Annotated in this window: 24 protein-coding genes; 13 read left to right on the top strand and 11 right to left on the bottom strand. The window is 73.8% G+C overall.

The window, feature by feature from the left end:
* Nucleotides 1-5: 5 nt before the first annotated feature.
* The 4 genes from AAEM63_RS12105 to AAEM63_RS12090 form a co-directional block, all read right to left on the bottom strand.
* Complete coding sequence (locus AAEM63_RS12105; RefSeq protein ID WP_341358526.1) at nucleotides 6-1,736, bottom strand: ABC transporter ATP-binding protein; 1,731 nt, start codon at nucleotides 1,734-1,736, stop codon at nucleotides 6-8.
* Entirely contained in the window at nucleotides 1,733-2,797 is a 1,065-nt protein-coding gene (locus AAEM63_RS12100) for an ABC transporter permease (RefSeq protein WP_341358525.1), read from the bottom strand. The genes AAEM63_RS12105 and AAEM63_RS12100 overlap by 4 nt, the downstream gene beginning before the upstream one ends.
* The gene (locus tag AAEM63_RS12095; protein WP_341361360.1) at nucleotides 2,797-3,870 is read right to left on the bottom strand and encodes an ABC transporter permease; all 1,074 of its coding nucleotides are present in this window, start codon (nucleotides 3,868-3,870) and stop codon (nucleotides 2,797-2,799) included. Before AAEM63_RS12095 ends, AAEM63_RS12100 begins: the two co-directional genes overlap by 1 nt.
* 68 nt (nucleotides 3,871-3,938) lie before the next feature.
* Nucleotides 3,939-5,594 (bottom strand): ABC transporter substrate-binding protein, encoded by a 1,656-nt coding sequence (locus tag AAEM63_RS12090; protein ID WP_341358524.1) that lies wholly within the window; start codon nucleotides 5,592-5,594, stop codon nucleotides 3,939-3,941.
* Between the two features lie 202 nt (nucleotides 5,595-5,796).
* Here AAEM63_RS12090 and AAEM63_RS12085 point away from each other — a divergent pair, with 202 nt between their 5' ends.
* The 3 genes from AAEM63_RS12085 to AAEM63_RS12075 all read left to right on the top strand — a co-directional run bounded on the left by AAEM63_RS12085 (nucleotide 5,797) and on the right by AAEM63_RS12075 (nucleotide 9,704).
* Nucleotides 5,797-8,361 (top strand): ATP-dependent DNA ligase, encoded by a 2,565-nt coding sequence (locus AAEM63_RS12085; RefSeq protein WP_341358523.1) that lies wholly within the window; start codon nucleotides 5,797-5,799, stop codon nucleotides 8,359-8,361.
* A gap of 84 nt (nucleotides 8,362-8,445) precedes the next feature.
* On the top strand, nucleotides 8,446-9,168 hold the full coding sequence (locus tag AAEM63_RS12080; protein ID WP_341358522.1) for a VIT family protein: 723 nt from the start codon (nucleotides 8,446-8,448) through the stop codon (nucleotides 9,166-9,168).
* Nucleotides 9,165-9,704 (top strand): GNAT family N-acetyltransferase, encoded by a 540-nt coding sequence (locus tag AAEM63_RS12075; protein WP_341358521.1) that lies wholly within the window; start codon nucleotides 9,165-9,167, stop codon nucleotides 9,702-9,704. Before AAEM63_RS12080 ends, AAEM63_RS12075 begins: the two co-directional genes overlap by 4 nt.
* 75 nt (nucleotides 9,705-9,779) lie before the next feature.
* Here the strand turns inward: AAEM63_RS12075 and AAEM63_RS12070 are convergent, their stop codons facing one another.
* On the bottom strand, nucleotides 9,780-10,247 hold the full coding sequence (locus AAEM63_RS12070; RefSeq protein WP_341358520.1) for an SRPBCC domain-containing protein: 468 nt from the start codon (nucleotides 10,245-10,247) through the stop codon (nucleotides 9,780-9,782).
* Nucleotides 10,248-10,319: 72 nt separating this feature from the next.
* Entirely contained in the window at nucleotides 10,320-11,036 is a 717-nt protein-coding gene (locus AAEM63_RS12065) for a DUF2807 domain-containing protein (protein WP_341358519.1), read from the bottom strand.
* 343 nt (nucleotides 11,037-11,379) lie between these two features.
* On the opposite strand from AAEM63_RS12065, the gene AAEM63_RS12060 reads away from it, so the two are divergent.
* Nucleotides 11,380-11,658: an isoamylase early set domain-containing protein gene (locus tag AAEM63_RS12060; RefSeq protein ID WP_341358518.1), complete on the top strand. Its 279-nt coding sequence runs from the start codon at nucleotides 11,380-11,382 to the stop codon at nucleotides 11,656-11,658.
* Nucleotides 11,659-11,687: 29 nt separating this feature from the next.
* Here AAEM63_RS12060 and AAEM63_RS12055 read toward each other — a convergent pair whose 3' ends face one another.
* Entirely contained in the window at nucleotides 11,688-11,897 is a 210-nt protein-coding gene (locus tag AAEM63_RS12055; protein ID WP_341358517.1) for a hypothetical protein, read from the bottom strand.
* A gap of 254 nt (nucleotides 11,898-12,151) precedes the next feature.
* Between AAEM63_RS12055 and AAEM63_RS12050 the strand changes: the two genes are divergently transcribed.
* Entirely contained in the window at nucleotides 12,152-12,682 is a 531-nt protein-coding gene (locus tag AAEM63_RS12050) for a CGNR zinc finger domain-containing protein (protein ID WP_341358516.1), read from the top strand.
* A 270-nt stretch (nucleotides 12,683-12,952) separates the two neighbouring features.
* Here AAEM63_RS12050 and trxA read toward each other — a convergent pair whose 3' ends face one another.
* Nucleotides 12,953-13,327, bottom strand: coding sequence for a thioredoxin (gene trxA, locus AAEM63_RS12045; RefSeq protein ID WP_341358515.1), 375 nt, complete (start codon nucleotides 13,325-13,327; stop codon nucleotides 12,953-12,955).
* Nucleotides 13,328-13,392: 65 nt separating this feature from the next.
* The gene (locus tag AAEM63_RS12040; RefSeq protein ID WP_341358514.1) at nucleotides 13,393-14,481 is read right to left on the bottom strand and encodes a calcium/sodium antiporter; all 1,089 of its coding nucleotides are present in this window, start codon (nucleotides 14,479-14,481) and stop codon (nucleotides 13,393-13,395) included.
* Nucleotides 14,482-14,586: 105 nt separating this feature from the next.
* Between AAEM63_RS12040 and AAEM63_RS12035 the strand changes: the two genes are divergently transcribed.
* Nucleotides 14,587-15,900, top strand: coding sequence for a glutamate-5-semialdehyde dehydrogenase (locus AAEM63_RS12035; protein WP_341358513.1), 1,314 nt, complete (start codon nucleotides 14,587-14,589; stop codon nucleotides 15,898-15,900).
* A gap of 209 nt (nucleotides 15,901-16,109) precedes the next feature.
* On the opposite strand, the gene AAEM63_RS12030 is transcribed toward AAEM63_RS12035, so the two are convergent.
* Nucleotides 16,110-16,829: a DsbA family oxidoreductase gene (locus AAEM63_RS12030; RefSeq protein ID WP_341358512.1), complete on the bottom strand. Its 720-nt coding sequence runs from the start codon at nucleotides 16,827-16,829 to the stop codon at nucleotides 16,110-16,112.
* A 168-nt stretch (nucleotides 16,830-16,997) separates the two neighbouring features.
* Between AAEM63_RS12030 and AAEM63_RS12025 the strand changes: the two genes are divergently transcribed.
* The 3 genes from AAEM63_RS12025 to AAEM63_RS12015 all read left to right on the top strand — a co-directional run bounded on the left by AAEM63_RS12025 (nucleotide 16,998) and on the right by AAEM63_RS12015 (nucleotide 18,076).
* Nucleotides 16,998-17,294 (top strand): UBP-type zinc finger domain-containing protein, encoded by a 297-nt coding sequence (locus AAEM63_RS12025; protein WP_341358511.1) that lies wholly within the window; start codon nucleotides 16,998-17,000, stop codon nucleotides 17,292-17,294.
* 117 nt (nucleotides 17,295-17,411) lie between these two features.
* Nucleotides 17,412-17,729, top strand: coding sequence for a DUF3140 domain-containing protein (locus tag AAEM63_RS12020; RefSeq protein WP_341358510.1), 318 nt, complete (start codon nucleotides 17,412-17,414; stop codon nucleotides 17,727-17,729).
* 113 nt (nucleotides 17,730-17,842) lie between these two features.
* Nucleotides 17,843-18,076 carry a hypothetical protein gene (locus AAEM63_RS12015; protein WP_123919922.1) on the top strand — a complete coding sequence of 78 codons (234 nt, stop codon included), beginning with the start codon at nucleotides 17,843-17,845 and terminating at the stop codon, nucleotides 18,074-18,076.
* 47 nt (nucleotides 18,077-18,123) lie between these two features.
* On the opposite strand, the gene AAEM63_RS12010 is transcribed toward AAEM63_RS12015, so the two are convergent.
* Complete coding sequence (locus AAEM63_RS12010) at nucleotides 18,124-18,519, bottom strand: VOC family protein (RefSeq protein ID WP_341358509.1); 396 nt, start codon at nucleotides 18,517-18,519, stop codon at nucleotides 18,124-18,126.
* 86 nt (nucleotides 18,520-18,605) lie between these two features.
* Here AAEM63_RS12010 and AAEM63_RS12005 point away from each other — a divergent pair, with 86 nt between their 5' ends.
* The 4 genes from AAEM63_RS12005 (at nucleotide 18,606) to AAEM63_RS11990 (ending at nucleotide 22,830) form a co-directional block, all read left to right on the top strand.
* Nucleotides 18,606-19,907, top strand: coding sequence for an alpha-amylase family glycosyl hydrolase (locus tag AAEM63_RS12005; RefSeq protein ID WP_341358508.1), 1,302 nt, complete (start codon nucleotides 18,606-18,608; stop codon nucleotides 19,905-19,907).
* Between the two features lie 124 nt (nucleotides 19,908-20,031).
* Complete coding sequence (locus AAEM63_RS12000; RefSeq protein WP_341358507.1) at nucleotides 20,032-21,216, top strand: S8 family serine peptidase; 1,185 nt, start codon at nucleotides 20,032-20,034, stop codon at nucleotides 21,214-21,216.
* A 120-nt stretch (nucleotides 21,217-21,336) separates the two neighbouring features.
* Nucleotides 21,337-22,527 carry an MFS transporter gene (locus tag AAEM63_RS11995; protein ID WP_341358506.1) on the top strand — a complete coding sequence of 397 codons (1,191 nt, stop codon included), beginning with the start codon at nucleotides 21,337-21,339 and terminating at the stop codon, nucleotides 22,525-22,527.
* A 141-nt stretch (nucleotides 22,528-22,668) separates the two neighbouring features.
* A complete protein-coding gene (locus AAEM63_RS11990; RefSeq protein ID WP_341358505.1) occupies nucleotides 22,669-22,830 on the top strand; it encodes a hypothetical protein in 162 nt (53 codons plus the stop codon).
* Nucleotides 22,831-22,856: the final 26 nt, after the last annotated feature.

Below are 22,856 nucleotides of genomic sequence, written 5' to 3'. Positions count from 1 at the left end.
GCGGCTCAGCCCGTGAACCGCGCGAGCAGCTCGCGCCGCCGTTCCTGCTCGACCGGGTCCGGGACGGGCACGGAGGCGAGCAGGCGCTGGGTGTAGGGGTCCTCGGGGGAGCCGAGGACCTGCTCGCCGGTGCCCTCCTCGACCAGGCGCCCGCGGTAGAGCACCGCGATGCGGTCGGCCAGCATGCCCACGACGGCAAGGTCGTGGCTGATGAACAGCGTCGCGAAGCCCAGCCGCTCCTGGAGCTCGGTGAAGACCTCCAGCACCCGCGCCTGCACCGAGACGTCCAGGGCCGAGGTCGGCTCGTCGGCCACGAGCAGCTCGGGGTCCAGCGCCAGCGCCCGCGCGAGGGACGCGCGCTGGCGCTGCCCGCCGGAGAGCTCGTGGGGGTACCGCGCCCCGTAGGACGTGGGCAGGTGGACCGCGTCGAGCAGCTCGCGCACCCGCGGCCGCGCGGCGGCGAGGTCGCGCGCGCGTCCGTGGACGACCAGCGGCTCGGCGATGCACTCGTCGATCGTCAGCAGCGGGTTGAAGCTCGTGGCCGGGTCCTGGAAGACGAACCCGATCCGCGCCCGCAGCGGCCGGAACGCCCGCTCGCGGAACCCGACCATCTCGTGCCCCAGCACCGACAGCGACCCGCCGGTGGCGCGGGTCAGACCCGCGATGGCCCGGCCGATCGTCGTCTTCCCGGACCCGGACTCGCCCACCAGCCCGAGCACCTCGCCCGGAGCGATCTGGAACGACACCTCGTCCACGGCGCGGAAGCCGCCCTGCCCGAGCCGGCCCGGGTAGTCGATGGTGAGCTTCCGGGCGGTGACGACGGCGTCGACCCCGCCGGCCCGGGTGGCGGCGGCGCTGTCGACGGCCGCCGCGGTGACGGCGTCGGCACCGGAGACGTGCGCCCCGCCGCGCGCGGCGGGGGAGGGCCCGGGCGCCCAGGCCTTGGTGTGCTCGCCCAGCTTGGGCACCGCGGCGAGGAGGGCGCGGGTGTATTCGTGGCGCGGGTCGGAGAAGAGCTCGCGGGCGTCCGCCTCCTCGACGACCTCGCCCTTGTACATCACCGCGACCCGGTCGGCGAGGTCGGCCACGACGCCCATGTTGTGGGTGATGAGGACGATCGCGGAGCCGAACTCGTCGCGGACGCGGCGCAGCAGGTCGAGGATCTCGGCCTGCACCGTGACGTCGAGGGCCGTCGTCGGCTCGTCCGCGACGATCACCTTCGGCCCCAGCACGAGCGCCATGGCGATGACGATGCGCTGCTTCTGCCCGCCGGAGAACTGGTGGGGGTAGTGGTCCACCCGCTTCTCCGGCTCGGGGATGCCGACCCGGCCGAGGATCTCCACGGCGCGGGCGCGGGCCTCCTTGCGCGAGACGTTCCCGTGGGCGCGCAGGCCCTCGACGATCTGCCAGCCCACGGTGAACACCGGGTTGAGCGCGGTGGAGGGCTCCTGGAAGATCATGGCGACGTCCCGTCCGCGCACGTCCCGCAGCTGCTGGGCGTCGAGCTGGACGACGTCGTTGCCGGCCAGGACGACGGCGCCGTCGACGTGGGCGGTCTCCGGCAGCAGGCCGAGGATCGAGCGCGCGGTGACGGTCTTGCCCGAGCCGGACTCGCCGACGATCGCCAGGACCTTGCCCGGCTCGACGGTGAGGCTGACCCCGTCGACGGCGACGACGGGGGCGACGTCGGTGGCGAACGTGACGTGCAGGTCGCGGATGTCGACGACGGAGCTCATGCGGTCGCTGCCTTCGGGGTCGGCGTCGTGGCCCGGCGCCTGATGCGCAGACGCGGGTCGGACAGGTCGTTGAGGGACTCCCCGACGAGGGTGATCCCCAGGTTGAGCAGCACGATGGCGGCGCCGGGGAACACGCCGGTCCACCAGATGCCCGACGCGACGTCGGACAGCGCCCGGTTGAGGTCGTAGCCCCACTCGGCGGCGGCGGTGGGGTTGATGCCGAAGCCGAGGAAGCCCAGGCCTGCGAGGGTGAGGATCGCCTCGGAGGAGTTGAGCGTGACGATGAGGGGCAGCGAGCGGGTGGCGTTGCGCAGCACGTGCCGGGTGAGGATGCGGGTGGTGGGGGTGCCCACGACCCGGGCGGACTCGACGAACGGCTCGCTCTTGAGCCGCACCGTCTCGGCGCGCACCACCCGGAAGTACTGGGGGACGAACACCACCGTGATCGACAGCGCCGCGGCCATGATGCCGCCGAGGAAGCTCGACTGCCCGCCGGAGATGATGATGGAGACGACGATCGCCAGCAGCAGGGTGGGCATGGCGTAGATCGCGTCGGCGATCGTCACGAGCACCCGGTCCAGCCAGCCGCCGAGGTAGCCGGAGACCAGCCCCAGGGTCACGCCGAGGAAGATCGAGGCGACGACGGCGATCACGACGGTGAGGATCGCCGTCTGCGAGCCCCAGATCACCCGCGAGAGGACGTCGTAGCCGCCGACCGTGGTGCCCCACAGGTGCTCGGGGGACGGCGGCGCCTGGCGGGGGAAGCTCCCGTCGGGGCCGCTGAGCTGGTTGTAGCCGTACGGGGCGAGCGCGGGGGCGAGGACGGCGAGGAGGACGAACCCGGCCACGAGGACGAGGCCCGCGACGAGCATCCCGCGCTGCAGGCCCACGCTGCGGCGCAGCTGCCACACCACGGGCAGCTTCTTCCACCGCGGCTCGGCAGCGGTGCCGTGCGGGACGCTCGCGGCCGGCGCCTCCTGGGTCAGCTCGTCGGCGTCGGGGGCCGCGCTGCCGGGGACTGCGGTCCCCAGGTCGGTGCCGGTGTGGTCGTCGGGGCGCATCAGTACCTCACCCTCGGGTCGACGAGCGCCGCGACGACGTCGACGACGAAGTTGGTCACGGCCACGATGACGGCGAGCAGCGCCACGATGCCCTGGACGGCGACGAAGTCGCGCGAGGCCAGGTACTGGGCGAGCTGGAAGCCCAGGCCGCGCCACCCGAACGTCGTCTCGGTGAGGACGGCGCCGGCGAGCATGAGCGCGATCTGCAGACCCATGACCGTGATGATGGGGATGAGGGCGGGCTTGTAGGCGTGCCGGCGCACCAGCCGCGACTCGGCCACGCCGCGGGAGCGGGCGGCGTCGACGTAGTCCATCTGCAGGGTGCCGATGAGGTTGGTGCGCACCAGCCGCAGGAACACCCCGGCGGTGAGCAGGCCCAGCGCCGTGGCGGGCAGGACGGCGTGGGCGAGGACGTCGGAGATGAGGTCCCAGCGCCCGGTGCGCAGGGCGTCGACGATGTTGATGCCGGTCGAGCCGGAGATGCGCCCGAGGACGAGCTGGACGTCGGTGCTCGCCCGCCCGCCCAGGGGGAACCAGCCCAGCCAGACGGAGAAGACGAGCTTGAGGATGAGCCCCAGGAAGAACACGGGGGTGGCGTAGGCGAGGATCGCCGCGACCCGCAGCACCGCGTCGGGCCACCGGTCGCGCACGTAGGCGGCGACCATGCCCAGCGGCACGCCGAGGACGAACGCCACGACGAGGGAGAACAGGACGAGCTCGAGCGTGGCCGCGCCGTAGGTGAGCAGGATGTCGCTGATCTCGCGGTTGTCCGTGATCGTGCGGCCGAAGTCCCCGGTGAAGACCTGCCCGAGGTACTCCACGTACTGCACGAGGATCGGCCGGTCGTACCCGGCCGCCGCGAGCCGCTCGGCGAGCTGGTCCGCGCTCAGCCGGCCGCCGACCGAGGCGGTGATGGGGTCGCCGGCCACCCGCATGAGCCCGAACACGAGCGTCACCAGGATGAAGATGGTGGGGATGATGAGCAGGAACCGCACGAGGATGTAGCGGCCCAGGCCCGACCCCCCGCCGGTCTTCGCCGCCGCGGTGGTCCCCACGGCGCGGTCGTCCACGATCGTCACGGACGTCTCCTCTCACGCGCGAACGGGATGCCGCCGGTGGGCGGCATCCCGTTCGCGGGTCGTCAGCCTCGGGTCAGCGGGGCGTAGCGGAACTTGAACGACGCGTCGAGCGTGACGCCGTCGATGTCCGTGCCGGACACCGCGACCTGGGCGCCCTGGAGGTAGGGCAGGGTCGAGAGCTGCTCGGCCACCGTCGTCTGGATCTCCTCGATGAGGGCGGTGCGCTCGCCCTCGTCCTCGGTCGTGGCCTGCTCGAGGATGAGCTCGTCCACGGCCGGGTCGGAGAAGTGGTTGCCCAGGAAGTTCTCCGTGAGGAAGAACGGGGTGAGGTAGTTGTCGGCGTCGGAGTAGTCCGGGAACCAGCCGAGCTGGTAGGCCGGGTAGAGGTCCTCGCGGCGCTCGGTGGAGTAGGTGTCCCACAGGGTCGACTGGAGGGTGACGTCGAAGATGCCGTCCGCCTCGAGCTGGGACTCGATGAGGGCGTACTCCTCGTCGGAGGAGGCGCCGTAGTGGTCGGGGCTGTACTGCAGGTTCAGCTCGACCGGGGTCGCCACGCCGGCGTCGGCGAGGACCTGGGCGGCCTGCTCGGCGTCGGGCCCGCCGTCGCCGTCGCCGTAGAGGTCCCTGAGCGGCTCGACCGCACCGGTGAGGCCCTCCGGGACGTAGGAGTACAGCGGGGTGTAGGTGCCCGCGTAGATCTCCTCGGACAGGGCGTCGCGGTCGAGCAGGTGCGCGGCGGCCTGGCGCACGGCCAGCGCCTTGGCCTCGTCGGCCTCCTCGGTGGTGGCACCGAAGGGCTGGGTGTTGAAGTTGAAGACGATGTAGCGGATCTCGCCACCGGGGCCGTCGTGGACGACGACGTTGTCGTCGCCGCGCAGGTCCTCCAGGTCCGTGGGGCTGAGGGAGCGGAACGCGACGTCGACGTCGCCCTCCTGGACGGCGAGCTTGAGCGAGGTCTCGTCGGCGAAGTACTGGGCGGTGACGTTGGCCGTCTCGGCCGGGCCCAGGACGCCCTGGTAGTCCTCGAACGCCTCGTAGGCGATGAGCTCGTTCTCGGTGTAGTCGGTGATGGCGTACTGCCCGGCGAAGGCGTTGCCCTCGACGATCTCGTCGGCCGGGGTCAGCGCGTCGGCGGCGAAGACGTCCTCGTCGACGATCGGGCCGGCGGGGGAGGACAGGATCTGGGGGAAGATCTGGTCGTTCTCGCTCTTGAGGTGGAAGACGACCGTGAGGTCGTCCACGGCCTCGGTGCTGTCGAGGTTGTACAGCAGGGAGGACGGCCCGTTGCCGTCGGCGATGGCGAGCTGGCGGTCGAAGCTGAACTTCACGTCCGAGGCGGTCAGCTCGTTGCCGTTGGCGAAGGTCAGGCCCTCCTTGAGGGTGACCGTGTACTCCGTGGGGGAGGTGAACTCGGCGCTCTCGGCGATGTCGGGCTCGACGTCGGGGCTGCCGTAGGGGGTGTTCATGATGAACGGGAAGACCTGGTTCTGCACCGCGAAGGAGCCGTTGTCGTAGCTGCCCGCGGGGTCCAGGGAGGTGATGACGTCGGTCGTGCCGACGGCGATCGCCTCGGAGCTGCCGCCACCGTCGGTCCCGGCGTCGCCGCCCGCGGCGTCGTCGGGGGTCTCGGTCTCGGCGCAGGCGGCGAGGACGAGCGCGAGGGCTGCGGAGACGCCCAGGGCCGTCAGGCCCCGGCGCCGGTGTCCAGCTGATGCCATGGTCCACTTCCTTGGTTCGATGATCGGCCCGGGCCGACGTCGGTCCGGCCCTGGGCGGGTCCGACCCGCTCAGGTGTGGAGGACTGTCTAGCACAGGTGTGTTTCGTGGAAGAGACACCCCTGGCACTCGTCACGGAATCGCAACCAACCGGTGATCCGGCCGGAAGGATGCGCAGGTCAGCGGCGCGCGCCACGATGAGGCATGCCCGCGACCACCCAGACGGTGAGCATCGACGGCCGCCGCCTGCGGCTGAGCAACCTCGAGAAGGTCCTCTACCCGGCGACCGGCACCACGAAGGCCGACGTGCTCGCCTACTACGCCGAGATCGCGCCGTACATGCTGCCGCACTGCGCCGGCCGGCCCGCCACCCGCAAGCGCTGGCCGGACGGGGTGGGCACGGACGAGCAGCCCGGGGCGGTGTTCTTCATCAAGAACCTCGAGGCCGGGGCGCCCGAGTGGGTGGTGCGGGCGGACATCGAGCACTCCTCCGGTCCCAAGACCTACCCGCTCGTGGACAACCCGGCCACGCTCGCCTGGCTCGCGCAGGTGGCCGCCCTGGAGATCCACGTCCCGCAGTGGCGCTTCGCCCACGACGGCACCCGCCACAACCCCGACCGGATGGTGCTCGACCTCGACCCCGGCGAGGGTGCCGGGCTCGCGGAGTGCGCCGAGGTGGCCCGGTGGGCGCGCGAGCTCCTGCGCGGGATGGGGCTGGAGCCGGTGCCGGTGACCTCGGGCTCCAAGGGCATCCACCTCTACACGGCCCTGGACGGCACGCACACCTCGGACGAGATCAGCGCCATCGCGCACGAGCTCGCGCGGGCGCTCGAGGCCGACCACGGCGACCTCGTCGTCTCGGACATGAGGAAGACGCTGCGGGCCGGCAAGGTGCTCGTGGACTGGTCGCAGAACAACGGGAGCAAGACCACGGTGGCGCCGTACTCGCTGCGTGGCCGGACCCGCCCGACCGTGGCCGCCCCGCGGACGTGGCGCGAGCTGGCCTCGCCCACGCTGCGCCACCTCGAGCACGCCGAGGTGCTCGACCGGGCCCGGCGGCTCGGCGACCCCATGGCCGCGATGTTCCCCGAGAGTGACGGCGAGTTCGGCCAGGGCGTACCCGGTCACGACTTCCTCGGCACCTACCGGTCCATGCGCAACCCCGAGCGCACCCCCGAGCCGGTGCCCGACGCCGTCGCCCCCACCACCGGCGCCACCCAGACGTTCGTCATCCAGGAGCACCACGCCCGGCGGTGGCACCTGGACTTCCGCCTCGCCCACGACGGTGTGCTCGTCAGCTGGGCGCTGCCCAAGGGGGTGCCCACCGACCCGGCCCAGAACCACCTCGCGGTCCAGACCGAGGACCACCCGATGGAGTACGGCTCGTTCGCCGGGACGATCCCCGAGGGCGAGTACGGCGCCGGGGAGGTGCGGATCTTCGACTCCGGCACCTACGAGTACGACAAGTGGCACGAGGGCAAGGAGGTCATCGTCACCCTCACCGGTCAGGAGGGCGGCGGCCTCGAGACCGACGGCCCCGGGCGCACGGCGCGGCTCGCGCTCATCCACACCGGCGGGCGGGGCGGGCAGGAGCCGCGCAGCTGGCTCATCCACCTCATGGCGGACGGCCGGCGGGCCGCGTCGCCGACGGGCGCCCCGGCGAGGAGGCCCGCGGCGAGGGGTGCGGCGTCGAAGGACACCGCACCGCGGAGCCCGGTGTCGAGGAGCCCGAGGACCGTGCCGGGGCCCGCGACCGGGTCGACGACGCCGCGGGCCGCGAGCCGCGGCGCCCGCCGCGACGTGCCATCGCCGATGCTCGCCACGGCCGGGGACGTCGGCGACCTCTCCGCCGGGCACGACTGGGCGCTGGAGATGAAGTGGGACGGCGCCCGGGCGATCGTCGTCGTCGAGGGTGACGACGTGCGCCTCCTCAGCCGCAACGGCAACGACGTCACCACGCTCTACCCCGAGCTCGCCGACGTCGCCGGCTGCCTCACCGGCGCCGGCGAGGCGGTCCTCGACGGCGAGATCGTCGCGCTCGACCGGCGCGGCCGCCCGAGCTTCTCCCTGCTCCAGCAGCGGTTCAACCTCGTCCGGCCCCGCGACATCGAGCGGGCCCGCGCGTCCGCGCCGGTCCACCTCATGCTCTTCGACGTCCTCGAGGCCGACGGCGCGTCGTCCCTGCGGCGCACCTACGACGAGCGTCGGGCGCTCCTGCGCGACCTCGTGGACGCCTCCGCCGACTCCCGGGTGGAGATCCCCGAGGCGTTCGACGGCGACGTCGACGCCGCCATGGCCGCGAGCCGGGAGTGGGGCCTGGAGGGGGTCGTCGCCAAGCGGCGGGACTCCGCCTACACCCCCGGACGGCGCTCGGGCGCCTGGGTGAAGATCAAGCACACCCTCACCCAGGAGGTGGTGGTCGTGGGCTGGCGGCCCGGCCGGGGCAACCGCTCAGGGGCGGTCGGCTCCCTCCTCGTCGCCGTGCCGGGCGACGACGGCGAGCTGCGCTACGCCGGACGCGTGGGCACCGGCTTCACCCAACGCGAGGCCCGCACCTGGGTCGAGGAGCTCTCCCGCCAGGAACGGCGGACCCCGCCCGTGGCGGACGTGCCGCGCCCGGACGCCAAGGACGCGCGCTGGGTCACCGCGAACCGGGTCGCGGAGGTCGAGCTCTCGGAGTGGACCGGCGACGGCCGTCTGCGCCACCCCCGCTGGCGCGGGTGGCGACCCGACAAGGCGCCCGGGGACGTCGTCGTCGAGTCGCCCTGAGTCCGTCCTGGGCGGGCGCGGAGCCGGGAGAGCCAAGCCTTGCCTGCGTTGCCGTACGGCCGGGACCGGTGGTGTGCTGGGCCCATGACGCAGACCCCGCAGGCCCCGGTCGAGCCGCACAGCCGGACCAACCTCGCCCAGCGTCTGAACTGGCTGCGCGCCGGCGTCCTGGGCGCCAACGACGGCATCGTCTCCACGGCCGCCGTCGTCGTCGGCGTCGCCGGCGCCACGTCGGCGACCGGGCCCATCGCGACGGCCGGTGCGGCGGCGCTGGTCGGCGGGGCGATCTCGATGGCGCTGGGCGAGTACGTCTCGGTGAGCAGCCAGCGCGACAGCGAGCGGGCGCTCATCGCCCGGGAGACCCGCGAGCTGGCGGAGGACCCCGAGGGCGAGCTCGACGAGCTCGCGTCGATGTACGAGGCCCGTGGCCTCACCCCGCGCACGGCCCGGCAGGTGGCGACCGAGCTCACCGAGGTCGACGCCCTCGCCGCCCACCTGTCCATGGAGCTCAACATCGACCAGGACGACGTCGTCAGCCCCTGGCACGCCGCGTTCGCCTCGGCGATCGCGTTCACGCTCGGTGCGGTCCTGCCCCTCCTGGCGATCCTCCTGCCCGGGCCGGGCGTGCGGGTGCCGGTCACGTTCGTCGCCACCCTCCTCGCCCTCGCGGCCACCGGGACGGTGGCGGCGTGGATCGGTGGCGGGTCGAAGGGCCGGGCGGCGGCCCGGGTGGTCGTCGGCGGCGCGCTGGCGCTCGCCGTGACCTTCGCGGTGGGCACGGCGCTGGGCACCGCGGGGGTCGTGTGAGCTCGGGGCTCGCCACGTCGGACGCGACCCGCGGGGCGGGTGCCGTCGTCGTCCGGGAGGTGACCTGGGACGACCCGGCGGCCGTCGCGCTGCGCACCGGCATGGGCGCCGAGATCGACCCCCGGTACGCCGACCAGGCGCACCGGCTCGGGCCCGCGCTCAGCCCCGTCCCGGCGGAGATGGTCCTGACCCTCGTCGCGTTCGACGGCGACGAGCCCGTCGCGTGCGGGTCGCTGCGGCGCCTGCCCGAGCCGGTGGACGTCGCCGGCGTGCCCGCGCCGCTGGAGGTCAAGAAGCTCTTCGTCGCCGCCACGCACCGGCGGCTCGGCCTCGCCTCGCGCATGCTCACCGAGGTGACCGCCGCCGCCTCCCGGCGGGGAGCCGGGGCCCTCGTCCTGCACACCGGGACCCGTCAGCCCGAGGCGGTCGCGCTCTACGAGGCGGCCGGCTGGGCGGCGATCCCCGTCTACGGCGAGTACGCCGCCATCGCCGACGTCAGCCTCTGCTTCGGGCGGGTGCTCGGCCCGGGCGGGTAGCCACCGGGGCGTCGCGGGGCCGCGTGTGGCGAGGTCTCGCCGGCCCGGGTGGTCACGAGTGGCTGGTGGCGGTGGTCAGGGGGCGGCGGCGCGGCCGGCGTACCGCCCGAGGACGTAGTCCCAGCCGGGGTCGTACTCCGCCCGGGCGAGCTCGCCGTCGGACCGGGCCGACCACCGGGAGTGGGTCAGCTCGACCCGTGTCCCGCCGTCGGCGGGCACGAAGGTCACCTCGAGGTGCGTGGCCTCCTTCTCGGGGTGCCCGGGGAACCAGTCGAGCGCGACGCGCCCGGGGGGCTCCCACGCGGTCACACGGCCCCACACCTCCGACCGGCCGTCGTCGATCCACTCGGTGACGGCGCCGCCGACGGTGCCGTCGACGAGGACGGCGTGCGCGTGGTCCTCGCCGACGGAGTGGGAGTCCAGCGGCCACCACCGGCTCATGCCGGTCGTGAAGAGCTCGAACGCCTTCTCGGGCGGGAGCGGGACGACCAGGGACTTGACCAGAGGACCCAGCGCGTCGGCGTCCGCGGGCTCGTTGCTCATGGCGGCCTCCTTGCTCGGTCCCCACGGTAGTCCGCCCCGGGCGCGTGGCCCAGGGCGGCTGCGTTCCAGGGGTCAGCGGGCGTGCACGGACCCGGCGCCGTCGACCTGCTCGGTGACGTCCGCGCCGCCGGCGTAGGAGACGGAGCCCACGCCGTCGACCCGGGCGTCGAGCGAGCCGGTGACCGTGACGTCGGCGCTGCCGGCGCCGCCCACGACGACCTCGGCGTCGACGGAGTCGAGGTTCTCCCCGGAGTAGCTGCCGACCCCGCCGAGGCTCACGGACTGCCGCTGCGCGCTGCCGACGAGCTCGACCTCGCCGGCCCCGTCGATCTCGACGCGCAGGACGTCGACGTCGACACCGTCGACCACGATGCGGCCGGCTCCGTCGAGTGCGACGGCGAGGGCGTCGCCCGGCTCCAGGAGGGCCTCGACGTCGCCCGCGCCCCCGACCGTGATGCCCTGGACCTCGGGCAGGACGACGTCGTAGGTGATGTCCTGGTTGACCATGCGCAGACCGCCGCCGCGCACGTCGAGGTGGAGGACGCCGTCGCGGACCTCGGTGACGACGTCGTCGAGGACGTTGCGGCCGGCGGTGACGTGCAGGGACGGCTCCGCGCCGACGGTGAGCCGGACGCGACCGAAGCCGTCGAGGTCGACGGCGGTGACGGTGCCGTCGATGTCACGGTCCTCGCCGGTCCGCGGGCCGGAGGTCAGCGGGGTGGAGCAGCCGACGAGGAGGACCGAGCTGACGACGGCGGCGATGAAGAGGGGGAGACGGGGGAGCAGCATGGGAGTTTCCTCGGTTCGTGTTCGGGGTCGTCTCGAGCCTGGCACCGGCGAGGTGGGCGGTCATCGGGGATCGGCCCTGAACGGCCCCTGAGATCCCCCTGACCCCGGCCCCGCGGTCAGGCCCTCCCGCTCGGGGTACCCACCGCGCGCGTCGGCTCCTGGCTGGTCGGGACCGCAGGCCCGCAGCGGCGGGACACGCCGGCGAGGAGCCGATCGGGGCGCGTGACCTGCGCCGACGTCGCCTGTGTCGGACCTCACCCGTCGGTTGCCCCGCTCCCGGCTCGCGTCCCAGCAGAATCCGTGCTGGCGCTCGCCGTGAGAGGCCACCGTCGAGAGGAACACCGTGATCAAGCAGTCCACCGCCCCGGCCGCCGGCCGCAAGCTCACCTTCGCCCTCCCGGCCGACCACCCGGCCGGCGTCGTGAGCGTCGTCGGGACGTTCAACGACTGGACGCCCGGCGCGCACGTGCTCAAGCGGCGCAGCAACGGGACCATGTCCGTCGCCGTGACGGTGCCCGCCGGCACGGACGTCCACTTCCGGTACCTGGGCGAGAACGGCACCTGGTTCGACGACCCGGACGCCGACCGCATCGCCGCCGACGGCGGGTACGTCACCCTGTAGCCGGGCCAGGCCCGCCGCCCTCGAGCGGCTCAGTGGGCCAGCGTCCAGCGCTCCTCGACCCGCGCCGGGTGGCGCAGCCACGCCGCGAGCTCGCGCAGCGCCCGGCCGGTGCGGCCGGTCCGCGGGCGGGGCGCACGGGGCAGAGCCTGCAGCCGCCGGTAGTTCTCCGCCTCGGCGATGAGCTCGGCGTGGCGGACGGAGCTCAACATCACGGTCGCGTATCCCCAGCTGTGGTCCACGGTCCATCTCCTGCTGCTCGTGTCTGGCTTCGTTGCCGTCGGCACCGAGGTGCCGGGGTGGGTGGTCGGGGCGGGCCCCGACCCCCAGAAGTAACCTGTTGGTGATGTGATACAGGTTACCTGAGATGTAACCCTATGGCAAGGTGTTGCGGGTTACAACCACCGGGTGTGCCGCGATGTTCCCGTCCGGATCGCGGATCGGGGCCGGGTCGTATGTAACCCGTAGAGTGGCAGCGAGGGGTTACCATGGGGGCATGGTCACCGTCCCGCGGCTCGACATCACCGCCGTCGTCGACTTCGTCAACCACTACTCGGTCCGTGCGCGCCGGGCGGCGCAGGACGAGGACAAGGGGTACCGGTCCCTGGACGAGGTGCTCGGGCCGGTCGCGCAGGACCTGCCGCCGTTCGCCGTAGAGAAGCTCCACACCTTGGCAGACGACGCGTACGAGGTCTTCGTGAGGTCCGAGCACGACGAGGACGTCACGGCCGCCGTCAACGACCTGCTCGCTCCGGCCGGACCGACGCCGCGCCTGGGCACGGACGGCCAGATCGCCTGGGAGGTCGAGGACGCGCGCGCCACCCTGCGCGCCGCCCTCGGGGTGGGCCTGCTCGACTGGGTGCACGTGCGCGGCGCGGACCGGCTCGGCCTCTGCGAGGGGGTGCGGTGCGCGGACGCGTTCGCCGACTCCTCGCCGGCCGGCCGGAAGAAGTTCTGCTCGGCCGGGTGCCTCAACCGCCACAAGGTCGCCGAGCACCGTCGGCGCGCGGCGGCCCGGCCCGCGTAGCGCTCACGGTCGGAGCAGGCGCGAACGGCCGGTTTGATCGGGACGGCCGGGCGCGCCGAGCGGTCGGCGTGGGCGGCACGGCCGGGCGCGCCGAGCGCTCAACGTTGCTGGGGACGATGCCGGGGAGCATTCGACGGCGGTGCGCCGTCGTATCTGCCCCGGTCCGACGCTTCTTCCCCGCTGAACCGGCCTCGGCTCGACCGACCGACCGACGGGATGAGACAGGGCCCACCCCGAACGGGGTGGGCCCTGTGCGTCACCGGCAGCGCGTCAGTGCTGGTGGCTCTCCTCGTGCTCGGCGATCTGCTTGCGCACGTCGTCCATGTCCAGCTCGCGCACGCCGTCGACCAGCTGCTCGAGGGACTTGGCCGGCAGCGCGCCGGCCTGGGAGAAGACGAGGATGCCGTCGCGGAACGCCATGAGCGTGGGGATCGCGGTGATCTGCAGCTGCTGGGCGAGCTCCTGCTCGGCCTCGGTGTCGACCTTGGCGAAGGTGATGTCCGGGTGCGTCTCCGACGCCTCCTCGAACACGGGGGCGAACCGCTTGCAGGGCTGGCACCAGTCGGCCCAGAAGTCGACGAGCGTGATGCCCTCGGCGCTGACGGTCTGCTCGAACTGCTCGAGCGTGATGTTCTTGGTAGCCATGCTTCCTCTTCCGGGTCGGCGGACGGCGGGTCGGTCTCAGTGGTGTCAACACTGCCGCGCCGAGATCATTCCGGCACGCCGGTGCGAGGTGGGCCACCCCCGCGGGACCGCCCGAGCTCGTACCCCACGAGGAGGGTGAGGGTCAGCGCGGTCATCGGCAGGGCGAAGACGAGCATGACCGTGCTGAACGGGGCGAGGGCGTCGTGGCCCGCGGAGTCTAGGAGGAGATAGGCGGCGTACGCGGCGTAGTAGGCCACGAACAGCGCCGCCTCCCAGCGGGCGACCGTGAACCCGGTGAACGCCACCGGCAGCAGCGCCAACGCGACGGCCACCATCACCGGCAGGTCGAAGCGGACCGCGCCGGGGTCCACCGGGACGCCGCCGGGGGCGACGACCGCGGCCACACCCATGACGGCCCCGATGTTGAAGATGTTCGACCCGACGACGTTGCCCACCGCCATCTCCACCGAGCCGCGCACCGCCGCGATGACCGACGTCGCGAGCTCCGGCAGCGAGGTACCCACCGCGACCACCGTCAGGCCGATGACGAGGTCGCTCATCCCCAGCGCGGTGGCGACGTCGGTGGCACCGCTGACCAGCCACCGCGCCCCGAGGACGAGCAGCCCGACCCCGGCGGCGACGCTCAGCAGGTCCAGGGCCACGTGCCGGGCCGTGCGCGGCACCTCGGCGGGGTCGCGCGCGGTGACGCCGGACCGCCGGCTCCCGAGGACCGTCCAGCCGACGTAGGCGAGGAGGACCGCCATGAGCACGACGCCGTCGACCGGTGTGACGGCTCCGTCGAGCGCGAGGAGCAGCAGGAGGACGGACGCCCCGATCATCACCGGCACGTCGCGGCGCACGAGCGCGCTGCGCACGGCCAGCGGCAGGATCAGCCCGGAGACCCCCAGCACGAGCAGGATGTTGACGACGTTGGAACCCACGACGTTGCCGACCGCCAGCCCCGGGCTGCCGGAGAGGGCGGCGTCGACGGTGACGGCGAGCTCGGGCGCCGAGGTGGCGAAGGAGACGACGGTGAGCCCGACGACCAGCGGCGACATCCCCGCCGCACGGGCGAGGCCACCGGCGCCTCGGACGAGGACCTCCCCGCCGAGGACGAGCAGGGCGAGGCCGGCGAGGAGGAGCAGGACGGTCACGGGCACCAGGGTGCTGGGCGCTCGGCCGGTGCGCACGTCAGAGGTCCGGGCCCGTCCGTGAGACGGGGCCTGCCGCCGCAGGGTCCGCGCGTCTAGCCTGGGTCCATGAGCGAGACGATGACGACCGCACCGGCCGGCGCGACCGGTCCGGGGCCCGACGCCCACGCCGCCGTCACGGCGATCGCGCGGGAGGCGAAGAAGGCCTCGCGCGTCCTGGCCACGGCCACCCGCGCGACCAAGGACGCGGCGCTCCACGCGATGGCGGAGGCGCTCGTCGACGCCTCGGACCGCATCGTCGCGGGCAACGCCGAGGACCTCGAGCGGGGCCGGCGGGGCGGGATGAAGGAGTCCCTACTCGACCGCCTGGCCCTCGACCCGCTGCGGATCGCCGCGATCGCCGACGCCCTGCGCGAGCTCGCCGCCCTGCCCGACCCCGTCGGGGAGGTCGTGCGCGGATCCACCCTGCCCAACGGCCTGCGTCTGCGGCAGGTCCGCGTGCCCATGGGCGTGGTGGGCATGATCTACGAGGCGCGGCCCAACGTCACGGTGGACGCCGCGGGGCTGGCCCTGAAGTCCGGCAACGCCGTCATCCTGCGCGGCGGGTCAGCGGCCGCGAGCTCGAACGAGGTCATCGTCGAGGTCCTCGGCGACGCGCTGGCCGCCCAGGGGCTGCCCCGAACGCTCGTGCAGTCGATCGACGCCTTCGGCCGGGCCGGCGCCGTCGAGCTCATGCGCGCCCGCGGCCTGGTGGACGTCCTGGTGCCCCGCGGCGGGGCCGACCTCATCCAGACCGTCGTGCGCGAGTCCGTCGTGCCCGTCATCGAGACCGGCGTGGGCAACTGCCACGTCTTCGTCGACGCCACGGCCGACGTCGCCAAGGCCGTGCCGATCGTGCTCAACTCCAAGACCCAGCGCACCGGGGTGTGCAACGCCGCGGAGACCCTCCTCGTCCACCGCGACGTCGCCGCGACCTTCCTGCCGGCGGTCCTGGCCGCGCTCGGGCAGAAGGACGTGACCATCCACGGGGACGAGGCCACCGCCGCGGCCCTGCCGGCCGGGCTGCGCTTCGAGCCCGCCACCGAGCGCGACTGGGAGACCGAGTACCTCTCGCTCGACCTCGCCGTGAAGGTGGTCGACTCCCTCGACGAGGCCCTGGAGCACATCTCCCGCTACTCCTCGGGCCACACCGAGGTGATCTGCACCCAGGACGTCACCTCGGTGCGCCGGTTCACCACGGAGCTCGACTCCGCCGCACTCATCGTCAACGCATCCTCGCGGTTCACCGACGGCGGCCAGTTCGGGCTCGGCGCCGAGATCGGGATCTCCACGCAGAAGCTCCACGCCCGCGGGCCGATGGGGCTGGCCGAGCTGACGACGACGACGTGGATCGTCGAGGGCGACGGCCAGATCCGTCAGTAGCGGCTAGAGGTCGCTCGCCCCGCTCCCAGGCAGGCAGACGCCGTCGGTGCACCAGCCCGCGTCCGGGTCGGGCGCAACGAGCTCCAGGCTCCCGGGCGCCCGGCTCCCGGGCTCCGGGCTCCCGGGCCCCACGCTCGCCGGCTCCGGGGCCGCCGGCGGCAGGGAGCGGACGCGCGGGTGGCCCGACCGGTCGGCCGCGCCCGCGGCGCTCATCGCACCGCCCCGGCGGGTGCCACGTCGTGGGTACCGATGTCGCCGGAGGGTCCGTCGCCGACCTGTGCGGCGGTGCGTCGCTCGTCGGCGACCTTGCGCAGCACCGAGAGGAAGGTCTCCGGGGACTGGGCTCCCGAGACGCCGTAGCGCCCGTCCACGACGTAGAACGGGACGCCGTTGATGCCCAGCCGCCGCGCCTGGTCGATGTCCTCGGCCACGCGGTCGGCGTACGTCCCCGCGGTCAGTGCCGCACGCGTCTCCTCGGCGTCCAGGCCGACGGCGGTGGCGAGCTCGACGAGGTCGTCGACGTGGCCGACGTGCCGGCCCTGCTCGAAGTAGGCGGAGAAGAGCGCCTCGACCATCGGCAGCTGCTTCCCGCGCTCCAGCGCGAGGTGCATGAGCTCGTGCGCCTTGAGGGTCTTGGTGTGCCGCACGGCGGCGTAGTCGTAGCGCAGCCCCTCGGCGGCGGCGAGGGCCGTGACTTGGGCGAGCATCTGCTCCACCTGCTCGGCGGGGAGGCGCTTGTGGCCGGCGAGGAAGTCCGCCGCGCTGCCCGCGAAGTCGACCGGGGTGTCGGGGGAGAGCTCGAAGGAGTGGTACTGCACGGCGACCTCCCCGTCGAAGCCGGCGACGGCCCGCTCGAAGCGGCGCTTGCCGATGAAGCACCACGGGCAGGCGACGTCGGACCAGACGTGGACGGAGATCGGTTCGCTCATGACCGGGGCAACACCCTCCGTGAGGCGATTGTTCCGTCCCTGTCCGATTTCCCGGCACGTCCCGGCACAGCCCCGGCCCGCGCCGCCCGGGTGACGGGACGCCTCCCGACGGATATTGCTCCGGCCAAACCCTGGCGGAGCGCTGGCGGTGTGCGCTCTCATTGTCCGATGACCTTCTGCAGCCACCTCGACACCATCGACCACGACGTCGTGCCGGACGCCGCCCCGGGGTGCGAGGACTGCCTGCCGATCGGCGCGACGTGGGTGCACCTGCGCGCCTGCCAGGCGTGCGGGCACATCGGGTGCTGCGACTCCTCGCCGAACCGGCACGCGACGGCCCACCACCGCACCACGGCCCACCCGATCGTCCGGTCGTACGAGCCGGGCGAGGAGTGGTTCCACTGCTACCCCGACGAGCTCACCTTCGAGCTGCAGAACGCCCCCACCGCCCCCTCGCACGCCTGACGGGACGCCTCCACCACGCGCGCCGACGTCGCGGCCGAGCGCCGCCCGTCGCCCCGCCGTGCGCGTCGCCCCGCCGGACCGTACGGTCGTCGCACCGGACACCAGCGAGGGGGAACCATGGCTGAGACCGCCGTCGACGACGCCCTGTGGGACGACTTCCACGGGCTCGTCACCATGACCGCACCGGAGCTGCGCGAGTGGCTCACCACGACCGCCGGCGGGCAGGACGTCGAGGCGCTGCCCGACCATGCCGGCCCCGAGCGCTCCCGGGCCCTCCTCGAGCTGCTCGAGCGGCCGCGGGAGGAGCTGGGCGACGACGACGTCGTCGTCATGCGCTCGGTCGTGGAGGAGATCCGCGGCCTGCTGGAGGGGGACGCGGCGGACCCGGACCGGGAGACCAAGCTGCGCTCCCTCGGGCACGATCCGTCGCGCTGACCTGCGCCTTTCTCGCGCAGCGGGCCGACGCGACCGGACCGACAGATCCGGACGTGCCACCTGTGAGACATCCCCTGTTCACACGAGGGGCCATGGTGGGGGACCATGGAGGCATGGCCTCACATGCACCGACCGGTCGGAACTACCTCCCCAACAGCCCGTTCAACGCCGGGCGCGCGGCCGAGGTGCGCCCCGGTGACCCCATCCCGGTGGGCGAGCGCGTGTGCCACGAACGGCACGGCGTCGGCCGGGTCGTCACCCTCGAGGCGGACACCGTCGTCATCGACTTCGGCGGCGGCCACCTGCGTCGCGTGGCCCTCAACAGCCCCCGGCTCGAGCGCCTCTGACGCTCCTCGCCCCACCTCGGTGAGCTGGAGCGCCTCCGACGCTCACCTCACCCCAGCTCGGTGAAGAGGGTGACGTGCAGCCCGGCGGGGACGTCGAGCCGGGCGTTGAGCGAGTCCCACGGCGTGCGCACCGGCGGGGCCACCAGCTCCGCGCCCGCCGCCACCGCCCGCTCGGTGGTCGCCGCCGAGTCGTCCACCTCCAGCGCGAGCCGGATGTGGGGGGCCACCTGGCGGCCGACCTCGACGTCGTCGATCATCCGCTTCTGGGCCGGGTTGGCGATCTCGAGGGTCGCGCGGCCCGCGTCGAGGATGACCACCGACGCCCCTCCCTCGCCGGCGTAGGCCTCCTGCTCCGGCATGCCGAGGACGTCGCGGAAGAACGCGACCGCCTCGTCGTAGTCCTCGGCCTCGACGACGACACGGAGCTGGCGTACCTGGCCCATGCCGGTAGCCAACTCCACCACGCGGGTCGGGGCAAGAGCGGTGACGGGAGTGCGGAGCCGCGTCGCCCGGGGGAGGATGTCGTCCCGTGACGACCTGGCACGAGCACGCGATCTTCTGGCACGTCTACCCCCTCGGGGCCCTCGGCGCCGAGCCGGTCCTCGAGGACGGCGCACCGGTCACCCACCGGCTGCCGCGCCTGGTGGAGTGGCTCGACTACGCCGTGGAGCTCGGGGTCTCGGGCCTGCTCCTCGGGCCGGTCTTCACCTCCCGCAGCCACGGGTACGACACGATCGACCACTTCGAGGTCGACCCGCGCCTGGGTGACCGCGCCGACCTCGACGCGCTCCTCGCGGCCGCGCACGACCGCGGGCTCAAGGTGGTCCTCGACGGGGTCTTCAACCACGTCGGCTCGCAGCACCCGCTCTTCCTGCGGGCCCTCGAGGGCGGCCCGACGGCGCCCGAGGCCGCGCTCTTCCGCCTCACCTGGCCCGACGGGGGCGGCGAGCCGGTCCACGAGAGCTTCGAGGGCCACGAGGCCCTCGTCGCCCTCGACCACGACGACGACGGCGTCGCGGAGCTGGTGACCGAGGTGATGGACCACTGGCTCCGCGCCGGGTTCGACGGCTGGCGGCTCGACGCCGCCTACGCCGTCCCGCTCCCCTTCTGGCAGCGGGTGCTGCCCGGCGTTCGCGCCGCCCATCCGGAGGCCTACCTCCTCGGGGAGGTCATCCACGGCGACTACGCCGGCTTCGTCGCGGGGTCCGGGGTCGACTCGGTCACCCAGTACGAGCTGTGGAAGGCGATCTGGAGCGCCCTCAACGACACCAACCTCTACGAGCTCGACCACGCCCTCACCCGCCACGGGGAGATGCTCGGGACCTTCGCCCCGCAGACCTTCGTCGGCAACCACGACGTCACCCGCATCGCCACCCGGCTGACCGACCGCCGTCACCTCGCCCACGCGCTGGTGGTGCTCCTCACCGTCGGGGGGACGCCGTCGATCTACTACGGGGACGAGCAGGCGTTCGAGGGGCTCAAGGAGGAGCGCCTCGGCGGCGACGACGCGATCCGGCCCGCCCTTCCGCAGCGGCCGGCGGACCTCGCCCCGTACGGCTGGGAGACCTACCACCTCCACCAGGAGCTCATCGCGCTGCGGCGCCGGCACCCGTGGCTGCACCGCGCCCGCACGGCCGGCCTCGCCCTGTCCAACGAGGTCCTCGCGTACGAGGCCCGTGACGGCGAGAACCGCCTCGTCGTCGTGCTCAACATCTCCGACGAGCCGGCGGAGGTCCCCGCCGCCGGCGCCGTGGTCGCCGGGCACGCGGAGGCGGCGGGGGAGGCCGGCACGCGGGTACCCGCGCACGGCTGGGCGGTGCTCGAGCCCTGAGAACCCGGAGCCGCGGGGCACCCAGCCGTCGGGACGACCCCTGTTCAGGGGGAGCCGCGCGGCCGTACGGTGACCCCACCCGGCGAGCGTGAGGAGCGGTCATGAGCCACGACGAGGAGCGGTCATGAGCCACTACACCGTCCTGCGGGACATGAGCCTGGCCCGTCCGGCCGACCCCTGGCGCGGTGCGGCGGCCGAGCGCGGGCAGCCCGGTCCGGCGGTGCCGTCGGTGGAGACGGCCGAGCTGGACCGGTCCGACCTGCGTGAGCTCACCCGGGACCCCGAGGTCCGCGCCGTCGCCCCGGTCATCCCGACCTCGCTCATCTTCCCGGTCCCCACCGCCGGGCCCGCCGCCACGGCCGTCCCCGGACCGACCTGGGGGGTGACCGCGGTGCGCGCCGACGTCTCCGCGCGCACCGGCGCGGGCGTCACGGTGGCGGTGCTGGACACCGGGATCGACGCCGCCCACCCCGCCTTCGCCGGGGTCGACGTCGTCGAGGAGGACTTCTCCGGCTCCGGCAACGGCGACAGCCAGGGGCACGGCACGCACTGCGCCGGGACGGTCCTGGGCCGGGACGTCGGCGGCACGCGGATCGGTGTGGCGCCGGGGGTGGGCCGCGCACTCATCGGCAAGGTCCTCGGCGACGACGGCGGCGGCACCTCGGAGATGATCTTCCGAGGCATCCAGTGGGCGCTGGAGCAGGGCGCCCAGGTCACCTCGATGTCCCTCGGCTTCGACTTCCCCGGGCTGGTCCAGCGCCTCGTCGACGACGGCTGGCCCGCCGACCTCGCCACCTCCGCCGCCCTGGAGGGCTACCGCGCCAACCTGCGCATGTTCGACGCCCTCATGGGCCTCGTGCGCTCGCAGGCCGCGTTCGGCCCCGGCATGATCCTCGTCGCGGCCGCCGGCAACGAGTCGCGGCGCACGGTCGACCCCGAGTACGAGATCGGGGTCTCCCTCCCGGCGGCCGCCGACGGCGTCGTCTCCACCGGGGCCCTGGCGCAGGGGGCTCAGGGGCTGGAGATCGCCCCCTTCTCCAACACCTTCCCGGCGATCGCCGGCCCGGGCGTGGGCGTGCTGTCCGCCGAGGCGGGCACCGGCGGGCTCGTCTCGCTCAGCGGGACGTCGATGGCCACCCCGCACGTCGCGGGCGTCGCCGCTCTGTGGTGGGAGGAGGTCGGTGCCTCCGCGCTGCCCTACCGGGCGGACACGGTCGCGGCGCGGATGCTCGCCCGCGCCGACGTGACGGCGCTGGCCCCGGGGGTCGACGTCGCCGACCGCGGGGTGGGGCTGGTCCGCGCGCCCTGAGCCGCGCCGCGGCGACCAGTGCACGGTGACCAGCGGCACAGGCCGGCAGGGGCCCGGCCCGGGGGAGCGGACCACGGCGGCGGATATTCTCGTCATCGCCCGCCGAGCGAGAGGTCGTCCATGCCCACCAGCCCTCCGGCGTCGCCCGAGGCGCGCGGCCTGCGCCCGGCCCTGCCGGGCCTGCTCGCGCTCGCGCTGGCGGTGTTCGTCGCCATCACCACCGAGATGCTGCCCGTGGGGCTCCTGCCCCAGATCGGCCGCGACCTCGGTGTGGGGGAGGGCCGCGCGGGCCTGCTGGTGACCGTCTACGCCGTCATGGTCGCCGTCCTGGCGGTGCCGATGACCATGGTGACGGCGCGGCTCCCGCGCAAGCCGGTGCTCCTGGCGACCCTCGTCGGGTACACGCTGAGCAACGTCCTCGTGGCGCTCGCCCCCGGCTTCGCCACCCTCGCCCTCGGGCGCGCGCTGGGCGGGGTCTCCCACGCCCTGTTCTTCTCGGTCGCCATCGGGTACGGCCCGCGCCTGGTGCCGCCGCTCCTCGTCGGCCGCGCCATCACGATCGTCCTGTCGGGCGCGTCCCTGGGGAACATCCTCGGCGTGCCGCTGGCCACCTCCATCGGGACGGCGATCGGCTGGCGGCCCGCGTTCGTCACGGTGGCCGCGATGGCTGCCGCGCTGACCGTCGTCGTCGCCCTCCTGCTGCCCGCGGCCGAGGGCGTGCCACGGCGCACCGGGCCTCGCCCGACCCGGTCGTGGTGGCGCCCGACCATCACCGCCGTCGGCGGGGCCAACGCCCTCGTCTTCCTGGGCCACTTCGCCGCCTGGACCTACATCGCCCCGCTGCTCCTCGCCGCCGGCGCACGGGAGAACCAGGTCGGTCCGGTTCTCCTCCTGCTCGGCGGCGTCGGCATCATCGGGGTCTGGGGGGCGGCGCTCTTCGTCGACCGTCGGCCCCGGGCGGGGCTGCTCACCACCCTCACGGCGATGGTCCTCGCGCTCGTCGGCCTGTGGCTCGGGCAGGACTCGCTGGGCTGGGTGGTCGCGGCGGCGGTGCTGTGGTCCGCGGCGATGGGCTCGGTGCCGACCCTGACCCAGGCGGCCGCGCTCCGGACCGGGGACGTCGGCCCGGACATCGCCGGCGCCCTGGTCAACGGCACGTCGAACCTGGGCATCGCCGTCGGCGCGGCCCTGGGTGGCGTCGTCGTGGGCTCGGCCGGCGTCGGGGCCGTTCCGCTCCTCGCCGCGGGCGTGCTTCTCGCCTGCCTCGTGGTGATCTTGCTCGCACGGCGCGGGTTCCCCACGCGGCCCTGACGCACCACCTGCGACGTCGTCCGGGCCAGGGCCCACGACGCGGCCGCGGCACCGGCGCCCGGCCCGCGAGCGTCCTCCACGACGAGGCGCCGACCGTGCAAGACTGGCCCCTCTCAGGACCGTGGTTCGGAAGGATCTTCGATGAAGAGCTCGCTCATGACGTTCGCCGCCCAGGAGGCCGAGCACGCCGCCGAGGCGGCGGAGGTCAGCCCGTACCTGCTCGGCGGGATCACCCTGGTGGCCTTCCTCGTGCTGCTGCTCTTCGTCTACGGGTTCCGCAACATCCGTACCCGCCACCGCTGAGCCCGTGCCGGACGCGATGAAGGACC

Source organism: Georgenia sp. M64 (genome assembly GCF_038049925.1).
Classification (GTDB): Bacteria; Actinomycetota; Actinomycetes; order Actinomycetales; family Actinomycetaceae; genus Georgenia.
This window is presented reverse-complemented; position numbering and strand designations above follow the sequence as displayed.

Excerpts from the sequence above, each read along its gene's own strand:
- AAEM63_RS12070 (WP_341358520.1), bottom strand. The coding sequence starts at position 10,247 with ATGAGCAACGAGCCCGCGGACGCCGACGCGCTGGGTCCTCTGGTCAAG.
- AAEM63_RS12090 (WP_341358524.1), bottom strand. The coding sequence starts at position 5,594 with ATGGCATCAGCTGGACACCGGCGCCGGGGCCTGACGGCCCTGGGCGTC.
- AAEM63_RS12065 (WP_341358519.1), bottom strand. The coding sequence starts at position 11,036 with ATGCTGCTCCCCCGTCTCCCCCTCTTCATCGCCGCCGTCGTCAGCTCG.
- AAEM63_RS12015 (WP_123919922.1), top strand. The coding sequence starts at position 17,843 with ATGGCCTCACATGCACCGACCGGTCGGAACTACCTCCCCAACAGCCCG.
- AAEM63_RS11990 (WP_341358505.1), top strand. The coding sequence starts at position 22,669 with ATGAAGAGCTCGCTCATGACGTTCGCCGCCCAGGAGGCCGAGCACGCC.
- AAEM63_RS12020 (WP_341358510.1), top strand. The coding sequence starts at position 17,412 with ATGGCTGAGACCGCCGTCGACGACGCCCTGTGGGACGACTTCCACGGG.
- AAEM63_RS12025 (WP_341358511.1), top strand. The coding sequence starts at position 16,998 with ATGACCTTCTGCAGCCACCTCGACACCATCGACCACGACGTCGTGCCG.
- AAEM63_RS12100 (WP_341358525.1), bottom strand. The coding sequence starts at position 2,797 with ATGCGCCCCGACGACCACACCGGCACCGACCTGGGGACCGCAGTCCCC.
- AAEM63_RS12030 (WP_341358512.1), bottom strand. The coding sequence starts at position 16,829 with ATGAGCGAACCGATCTCCGTCCACGTCTGGTCCGACGTCGCCTGCCCG.
- AAEM63_RS11995 (WP_341358506.1), top strand. The coding sequence starts at position 21,337 with ATGCCCACCAGCCCTCCGGCGTCGCCCGAGGCGCGCGGCCTGCGCCCG.
- AAEM63_RS12085 (WP_341358523.1), top strand. The coding sequence starts at position 5,797 with ATGCCCGCGACCACCCAGACGGTGAGCATCGACGGCCGCCGCCTGCGG.
- AAEM63_RS12000 (WP_341358507.1), top strand. The coding sequence starts at position 20,032 with ATGAGCCACTACACCGTCCTGCGGGACATGAGCCTGGCCCGTCCGGCC.
- AAEM63_RS12080 (WP_341358522.1), top strand. The coding sequence starts at position 8,446 with ATGACGCAGACCCCGCAGGCCCCGGTCGAGCCGCACAGCCGGACCAAC.
- AAEM63_RS12050 (WP_341358516.1), top strand. The coding sequence starts at position 12,152 with ATGGTCACCGTCCCGCGGCTCGACATCACCGCCGTCGTCGACTTCGTC.
- AAEM63_RS12035 (WP_341358513.1), top strand. The coding sequence starts at position 14,587 with ATGAGCGAGACGATGACGACCGCACCGGCCGGCGCGACCGGTCCGGGG.
- trxA (WP_341358515.1), bottom strand. The coding sequence starts at position 13,327 with ATGGCTACCAAGAACATCACGCTCGAGCAGTTCGAGCAGACCGTCAGC.
- AAEM63_RS12105 (WP_341358526.1), bottom strand. The coding sequence starts at position 1,736 with ATGAGCTCCGTCGTCGACATCCGCGACCTGCACGTCACGTTCGCCACC.
- AAEM63_RS12010 (WP_341358509.1), bottom strand. The coding sequence starts at position 18,519 with ATGGGCCAGGTACGCCAGCTCCGTGTCGTCGTCGAGGCCGAGGACTAC.